The sequence below is a fragment of the Bradyrhizobium sp. Mp27 genome, assembly GCF_029953005.1.
Lineage (GTDB): Bacteria > Pseudomonadota > Alphaproteobacteria > Rhizobiales > Xanthobacteraceae > Bradyrhizobium > Bradyrhizobium barranii.
The window spans coordinates 64,894-72,322 of sequence record NZ_JASAUS010000030.1; the positions used below are offsets into that span (position 1 = coordinate 64,894).

At 56.8% G+C, this 7,429-nt stretch carries 6 protein-coding genes; 2 read left to right on the forward strand and 4 right to left on the reverse strand.

Annotated features, from left to right (window positions below):
* Window positions 1–42: 42 nt before the first annotated feature.
* On the reverse strand, window positions 43–1,308 hold the full coding sequence (locus QJT78_RS17840) for a metallophosphoesterase (RefSeq protein ID WP_240537763.1): 1,266 nt from the start codon (window positions 1,306–1,308) through the stop codon (window positions 43–45).
* A 325-nt stretch (window positions 1,309–1,633) separates the two neighbouring features.
* Here QJT78_RS17840 and QJT78_RS17845 point away from each other — a divergent pair, with 325 nt between their 5' ends.
* Both QJT78_RS17845 and QJT78_RS17850 read left to right on the forward strand, forming a co-directional pair.
* Entirely contained in the window at window positions 1,634–2,971 is a 1,338-nt protein-coding gene (locus QJT78_RS17845; RefSeq protein ID WP_028151237.1) for a TAXI family TRAP transporter solute-binding subunit, read from the forward strand.
* A 33-nt stretch (window positions 2,972–3,004) separates the two neighbouring features.
* Window positions 3,005–3,754, forward strand: coding sequence for a DUF4239 domain-containing protein (locus tag QJT78_RS17850; protein ID WP_028151236.1), 750 nt, complete (start codon window positions 3,005–3,007; stop codon window positions 3,752–3,754).
* 548 nt (window positions 3,755–4,302) lie between these two features.
* On the opposite strand, the gene QJT78_RS17855 is transcribed toward QJT78_RS17850, so the two are convergent.
* From QJT78_RS17855 to QJT78_RS17865, 3 genes are all read right to left on the reverse strand, one after another.
* Window positions 4,303–5,013 carry a PP2C family serine/threonine-protein phosphatase gene (locus QJT78_RS17855; protein WP_038953540.1) on the reverse strand — a complete coding sequence of 237 codons (711 nt, stop codon included), beginning with the start codon at window positions 5,011–5,013 and terminating at the stop codon, window positions 4,303–4,305.
* Window positions 5,010–6,350, reverse strand: a complete 1,341-nt coding sequence (locus QJT78_RS17860) for a protein kinase (RefSeq protein WP_281460269.1) — start codon at window positions 6,348–6,350, stop codon at window positions 5,010–5,012. Before QJT78_RS17860 ends, QJT78_RS17855 begins: the two co-directional genes overlap by 4 nt.
* A 301-nt stretch (window positions 6,351–6,651) precedes the next feature.
* Complete coding sequence (locus QJT78_RS17865) at window positions 6,652–7,281, reverse strand: site-specific integrase (RefSeq protein WP_281460270.1); 630 nt, start codon at window positions 7,279–7,281, stop codon at window positions 6,652–6,654.
* Between the last annotated feature and the right edge of the window lie 148 nt (window positions 7,282–7,429).

Sequence of the window (7,429 nt, forward strand, 5' to 3'; positions counted from 1 at the left end):
CTATCGCCAGAACCTCACTCCCGGCCTATTGCCCGCTTGCTGTCACGTGAAGAGTTCCTCAGTCCCGAATGGCTCCGCCGACCACGGCCGGAAGCGATTGAGGGTGAACTTCGTCTTCTGGCCGGGGTCAACGTCCACCAGCACGTAGTTGTACTCCTCTTGCGGAGGCTGGCCCTTCCAGTAAAGGTCCCGCGGATAGTCGGCGGGCACCTTGATGCTGGTTCGCCCCGGCAGGATTGGGTCTTGTTCTGCGCCCCCACCGCCCAACATCAGATACTTTACCCCATCTACATCGTAGATTTCCGTGGTGTGGACGTGCCCGTTCAACACGATCACCTCCATGTCCTTGGCATACGACGCAATCACCTTGTGCGGGTTATCGGGAGCCGGGATCGGGCCTAAGCCTGACCGCGCAAACACGGGATAGTGGAAGACGATAAACGCCTTCCGGATGCCATTGGCCTTCGCCTCGTCCATCCACTTTTGAAGCTGGGTCATCTGCTCGGCATATTTTGGTCGATCAGCGTCCCACAGCGACGGCGAGCGGTAATCGTACTTGCCACTCCAGAGATAGATGAAACGGGTGCCCTTGAAGTCGAATTTGTAGATGAGGTTTTCCGGCGTGACGCCGAATTTTTTCAGATACGGCACAGCCGAAAGTACGCCCTCAATCTTTGGGTCGGCCCACACCTCATGATTACCTACACTCATGAAAAATCGCCCATCCAGACCGGCTGCGCGCATCTCGTCATCCGGCGCGGGTAGCTTCTTCAGCATTGTTTCGTTCACGCGCTTCCAGTATGGGCTGTCACTCACGGTCAAGCCCTGATTGCCCCACCACACAGCGTCACCGCTATTGACCACGAATTTGGCGCGACCGGATTGAACGTCCTTGACGATTTCGCGCGTCACCCATTCGCCGCCCTGAAGCCGGAACATGGTTCGATGCACTCCGGGAAGCAGTTTCACGTCTTCAACGGATGCCTCGGTGACCCAACCCTTATCTACCGTCAGGGTCATCACTTCCGTCTTGGATACGAACGGCATGACGACCTTGATCAGGTCCTTCGTGACCGGATCGAAGATCATCTTCACATCCCTTGCGACGACGGCCTCGGCGACCTTTTCCGGCATGACCAACCCGAACATCTCGACGAAGAACTTGCTGAGGTCCGGTTGTCCCTCTTTCAATGGGAGGTACAGCATCGGTCGGGTATCGCCGACCGTAGCGAATGAAAAACCGGCTGCTGCGGGAAGCGGTGCTTGCGCGGGCGTTGTCTGTGTCTGGGCATCGGCAACGAGTGGCACGGAGACCGCGGGCAGTGCTGCGAGTGCGCCTAGAACCAGGCGACGACTGGGCTCGTTAGGCCAAGAGGATTGCATGATGATCACCCCTGATCGAGGAGAGGGAATGAGCCGCCGCACAGGGCGCGCAAACGGCCCGATTTGGCAACCGTCTCCCGTAGACCTTCAACGGTGGGTAAGCTTGATATAGATCAACGTCTTCACCTGCCGTAGCAGCGAGCACGTAGAGCGGCGGCTGGCAGCTATTCTGGCCGCGGACGTTTGCGGGCATCGCAGGTCCGCAGAAATACAGCGGCAAGGACGTGGCGAACCCACACAGGTGGCGAGCATGATGTCGATGAAATTGCCGCTGTGGCTTCGCTTTTTCCTGCTCGTCGGCGTCGTCGCCTTTGCAGCAGGCGCAGGTCTCCTTGCCTATCGGTACTACAGCCGCCCGGTAACGCTGACTGTGGCGGTCGGCTCGGTCGACGGCGAGGCAGCCAAGGCAATGTCAGCGATAGCAGGCGAGTTCGTTTCAGCGAACGCGCCGGTCCGGCTCAAGGTCATCGACAGCGGCACCGCGCTCGAGGCCGCTGCGGCTTTCTCCGCGGGCAAGGTCGATCTCGCTGTGGTTCGCGGCGATGTCGGCGACTTGTCGCAGGCGCAAGCCGTCGTCGTCGTCAGCCATATGGTCGTACTGATCATCGCGCCGCCGGGATCGTCCATCGACAGCATTGCCAGCCTGAAGGGACGCACGGTTGGCGTGGTCGGCGGAGCAGTGAACGCCAAAATTGTCGATGTGTTGACCAAGGGATACGATCTGGCGGGCGCGAAAGTTGTCTTCAAGAACCTTGCTTTGACGGATGTCCGGCAAGCCATTCAGTCAAAACAAGTCGGCGCCCTGCTTGTCGTGATCCCGCTCGCCGAAAAATACCTCTCGCTCGTTCGTGGATTTTTTCAGCTTGACCGTAAAAAGACCCCGGTACTGATCCCGATCGACTCCGCGGCGGCAATTGCAGAGAATGAGCGCGCTTTTGAAAGCTTCGACGTCCCGAAGGGCACGCTGCGGGGATCGCCGCCGGTCCCGGAAGATGACCTGACGACCCTGAGGACCTCGCTATACCTGGTTGCGCAAAAGAAGCTTGGCACTGATCTGGTAACCGACCTCACGGAGGCGATCATGAGCGCGCGCAGGAATCTGCTGCGCGAGCAGCCGATTTTCGCGCAGATCACCGCGCCCAGCACCGACCAGGATGCCTACCTTCCGCTGCACCCTGGCGCGGCAGCCGTCTACAACAGCACCACGCAGAGCTTCATGGATGAATACGGCAACTGGATCTATTTGACGCCGATGGTACTGGGTGGCGTTGCCACCATGCTTGCGGCGGCGTGGAAATTCCTGGGCCTCGGCAACCGCGCAGCCGAAGGCCCGCTCGATTCTCTCTACGCCCTGGCGCGCCGGATTCGGAAGGTCGATACAGAGGCTGAACTTTCGGATATCGAAGACGAAATCGACGGCATTCTAAAGGCGGAGCGCGCCAAATCCGCTGCTGGAGACGAGAGCGCGGTGGATGATGCCACATTGAACGTGGCGGCCCACCGGCTGGAGAACCTGATTCACGACCGACGCACATTGATCGCCAGGGGACCCGCAGTTGCCTCCGCGGCGAAGGCGACACAGCGCTAAGTCACGACACGCCGCGCGACACACTGGTGAATCATGAATGCAATCGCGCTATCGTGCATCACGTTTCTATGCATCTCAGGCGGTGCCCTGCTCGGTATGTTCCTTCCTGGGCATCACCTGAGCACGGATGACAAGGATGTGGTCAGGCTGGGCACAGGCCTCATCGGGACGATAGCCGCGCTTGTCCTCGGCCTGCTGATCGCCTCGGCGAAGGGCTCCTACGACACGCAGAGTACTCAAGTCACGCAGATGACGAGCAATGTTGTCCTGCTCGACAATCTGCTGGCGCAGTACGGACCGGAGGCGAATGACGAACGCAATCTGTTGCGGCGCGCCATCGTTGTTTTAGCCGATCGAATGTGGCGCGAGAAAAGTTCCGAGGTTGCCAAGGCGAACCCCTTCGAGGCGAGCGCCGCAAGCGACGCATTCTACGCGAAGCTTCAGCAGCTTTCGCCGCAGAACGATTCCCAGCGCTCCCTGCAAGCCAGGGCCATACAGGTCGCCACCGACATTGCGCAAACCCGCCTGCTGCTGTTCGCACAGACGAACAATTCGATCCCTATGCCGTTCCTGGTGGTGCTGATTTTCTGGCTCACCATCATCTTTGGAAGCTTCGGCCTGTTTGCCAAACCCAGCGCAACCGTTTTCGGCTCGCTGTTCGTTTTTGCACTGTCGGCCGCCGGGGCGATCTACCTGGTCCTGGAGCTGGGGCAGCCATTTGCGGGTTTGATGCAGATTTCCAGCGCGCCACTGCGCAGCGCCCTCACGCCGCTCGGTCCCTAACGTTCGCATGCCTCGCAAGGAAGCTTTCAGCGATTCTTGGAATCTAGGATCAATGGTGGGCGCACATGGGTCGAACCATGGGCCTCTCGCGTGTCAAGGCGGGCTAGTCGCTCGGGGGGGGGCGGGCCTCTCCTTGGATGATGGCATCATGCCGGTGTTTTGCCCGACGCGTCAATCGAATTTCGGAAAAGGCGCAACCAATTGATCCGACTGACGTCGGCTACTGTGCATGGGGTTGTTTTCGACATTTTTGATCAAACGGCCCCGACAGCCGTCAGGCCGGGGTGATCGTTTGCAACCGGCGGAGGGGGTCAGGAGGATGGATGGTGGGCGCACAAGGGATCGAACCTTGGACCTCTTCCGTGTGAAGGGTGCGGGCATGTTTTATTTGCACTACATATCAGATGCTTACGAAGGTGTGGGGCTAGATGCACGGCTCATGCACGGCGGAAGCGATGCAGCTTTGAGTCCTGTCGGTCGCAGGGAGCTAAAAGGTCGCGTGGGAAAACCGCGAGCCGTGCGATGTAGCAAGATGCCTGCGATGCAGCCTAAGAAACGAAGACGGCCACAATGCTGTAGTTATCTTCCGCCGTCTTTCTTTCGATGGTCTGATCGATTGCTTTTACGAATGCCTCCGGGTCGTCGAAACCAATTGCTATCTTGTGAAGCTCCCGAAGCATAATCATCTGATGTATGCCGTCTGACGTGAGAAAAATCTTATCACCGGGCTCTAATTCAAAGGCAAAGCCGTCGATCTTGGGGGCTTTGTGCATTCCTAGCGCGCTGTCTAGTATATGCTTACGAGGATAATCCATCAGTTCGTCTTTGGATAGCTTCCCGGCTTTAAACAGCCGCTCTCCCTCTGCATGATCCTCTGTCAGGCGCTTGATACCACGACGGCGCGCAACTACGGCTCTCGTGTCGCCGCAGTGCACGCCAAACATTTGATTCTCGATTATTGAAACGGCTGTCAACGTGGTTGCCATGCTTTTCAAGTTCGCATGTATGCGCTGCTCAATCAGAATCGCGTCGTGGATCATTTGGGCTGACGCCACCATTGACTCGGTGGAAACTTCCTTTTGGAGATTTTCCTCCAAAACCGCGATTGCAATTTCAGACGCGCGTCTACCCCCGCCCATGCCGCCGAGACCGTCTGCAACGGCCGCACAAACGCGCCCAGGTTTTGTCCATAGACCGATTGAGTCTTCATTGACCTTGCGCGGTCCAGCCTTGGAGAGCGCTGCAGCCCGGTAAATCATTTGCAAACGTCTGCTAGAACTTTGACCAGAGCAGGGTGTAGCTCGGTGCGAGTAAAAGAGGAAAGCGACCGCTCCAGGTGACTTACGGCGCGACATACATCTTCTTCGTCGATGCGAATTTGAATCCCGAGTCTCTTTGCTAAGTGCACGTCCATCTCGTCACCGCAAAGGTTCACGAATCTTCGCTCGACATACCATCGATTATGAGACGTTCCCATTTCGAGCATAGATAAAAGACATTCAACCTTGGCTTCAAAATCAGGGAGCGATTCAATAAACAGTTCAAGTCTGTTGGCGAGGCCATCGCAGTAATCAAAATTGAATGACGACGTCTTAACCCACTCAGCAAAAACAATAGCGATTCGTTTCGCGTGGTCGGGGGCTGAGGCACAAAGCTCGCCAATTTTGTCCGAGCTAAGTTTGAGGCATATTGCACGCTTGTCGTCAGCTTGAGCTTCATAGTCGAGAAAATCTGCCAAGCTCTCCCATGCTGCCGGGTCTAGGGCGTCTGTGCCCTCCAGAGCAGAAATGAAGTCGGTGGACTTCTGTGTAGCTGGATGAGATTCGGGATCGATACTTAGGACGGCGTCCAACACTGCCTTCGCAGATTTGAACCGCTTCTTGGGGTCTTTGTTCGTGCATCCTAAAAGGATGGGGCCAAAAGCTCCCCCTTCTCTAATTTCTCCGCACGGAACTCGATCTTCTGTACCGACCATGTCATGAAGAATGCAACCTAGCGAATTAACGTCAGATTGAACTGAAGCGTATCGGAGGTCTTTCGTTATTTCAGGCGCTGTATAGTAATCTGACTGACGCGCCATTCCTGTTTTAGTCAACGCGGAAATCTGCGACTCCTTGATCGAGATTAGTCCGAAATCGCTCACCGCGTAAAATTTTTGCTCTTCTGGTTTTCCAGCGTTCCGCTTGAAGCGCAAAACATTCTGCGGCTTCAGATCTCGGTGGTATATCTGCATGGAGTGCATTTCCTCCAACCCCGCGACGATGTCACTCAAAGCGCTGACGAAGCTGCCATCCAAAGTTTTATCTGCGGTCAAATCCTTAGACAGGGAACTATCAGCAAGGGGCATCAGGTAGTATGGCGGCGACACATCCAAATTTGCTTCGATAATTGGCACGATATTGGGGTGATTGACACTCCCTTGTATGCGCACTTCCTTCGCGAACCGCTTGATGACATTGGCAAGTAGTTCGTCGGAAAGCGGCTGATTTTTAGAGAACGTTTTTCGCGCGTACTGTTTTCCGGTAGAGCTTTCGACTAGATCAACAATGCCGAATCCGCCTTGGTCGATCCGCTTGATTAGCGTTAGTTTTTTCATTGTTTTCTGCCCCCGTTGCAAACACACAAGTGTAATTTTGTCAGAAATTGCAACATCTTTTCTCGTCAATTAGAAATAATAGCTGGCCGGTTTCAATCGACCTTGACTGTGTCTGACGGAATCCAAAGGCGCGGCCCCATCCCGCCCTGGCACATTGCGCACTGCGCTGCATTGGACGGTTTAGGGAGCTTTCGAACACGATTCTCAATGTTTTGAGTAAGGGTTGCCGCGATGAAGTCCTGTGCGTGCGAATACTCTAACATGCACGCCGTAAGCGCCGTTGTAAACGGCTCCGGTTACCTTACGCCACCCGGCGCGCCTGCCACGCGGCGAGCGCCGCGTTGCCAGCGTCGCGCTCCGCCTTCTTCAGCGTCTTCGCCCGCCGGTGGGTCAGTGCGACCGGCGACTTCATCCAATCGGCGTCGAGCCAATCGGGGAAGGTCGGCAGCGTGTTGATGGCCTCGATCAGCTTTGGTTGGGGCACGCTTGTATAGAGGCGGCTCATGTCGTCGGCCGCGTGCCCCATGATCTGATCCTTAATGTGCGGATGCACCCCGTTGACGACTAGCTGGGTCGAGACCGAGTGCCGGGCGGTGTACGGGGCGACGTCGAAGACGTGGGTCCGCAGCCGGCCGGCGGCGATAGCTTTCTTCATCTGGCCGCCGTTGTCGTCATAGACCGTGAAGGGAGCGCCGTCCCATGTGCGGACAAGCTTACCGGGCCGGTTCTCGACCATGTCCGTGAGCAAGGGAACGATAGCCTCATGGATTGGAATGCCGCGCGGCTCGCCGATCTTGGACTTCGGGATCGTGATCCACCGGCCGGGCACGTTGACCTGGGTGGTCTCCATCACGAATAGCTCGATGGGCCGCAGTCCGGTGTAAAACAGGATGGTCATGATGATCTGGTTGGCGACGCCCAACCCCTGCACGAATCTCCAGCCGGTTGCGTAATCGACCGGATAGGAGCAGAGCTGGCCCCGCAAATTCGGACAGTAGCTTGAGTGGATTTTCTGCCTGACAGCGGCGAGGATTCTTGCTGCGAATCAGGAGCGAAGATGACGAAGAAGAGCCGCCGGA

Bases quoted from the DNA above. Each gene is read 5' to 3' on its own strand.
- QJT78_RS17845 (WP_028151237.1), top strand. From the start codon at position 1,634: ATGATGTCGATGAAATTGCCGCTGTGGCTTCGCTTTTTCCTGCTCGTC.
- QJT78_RS17855 (WP_038953540.1), bottom strand. From the start codon at position 5,013: ATGATTTACCGGGCTGCAGCGCTCTCCAAGGCTGGACCGCGCAAGGTC.
- QJT78_RS17860 (WP_281460269.1), bottom strand. From the start codon at position 6,350: ATGAAAAAACTAACGCTAATCAAGCGGATCGACCAAGGCGGATTCGGC.
- QJT78_RS17850 (WP_028151236.1), top strand. From the start codon at position 3,005: ATGAATGCAATCGCGCTATCGTGCATCACGTTTCTATGCATCTCAGGC.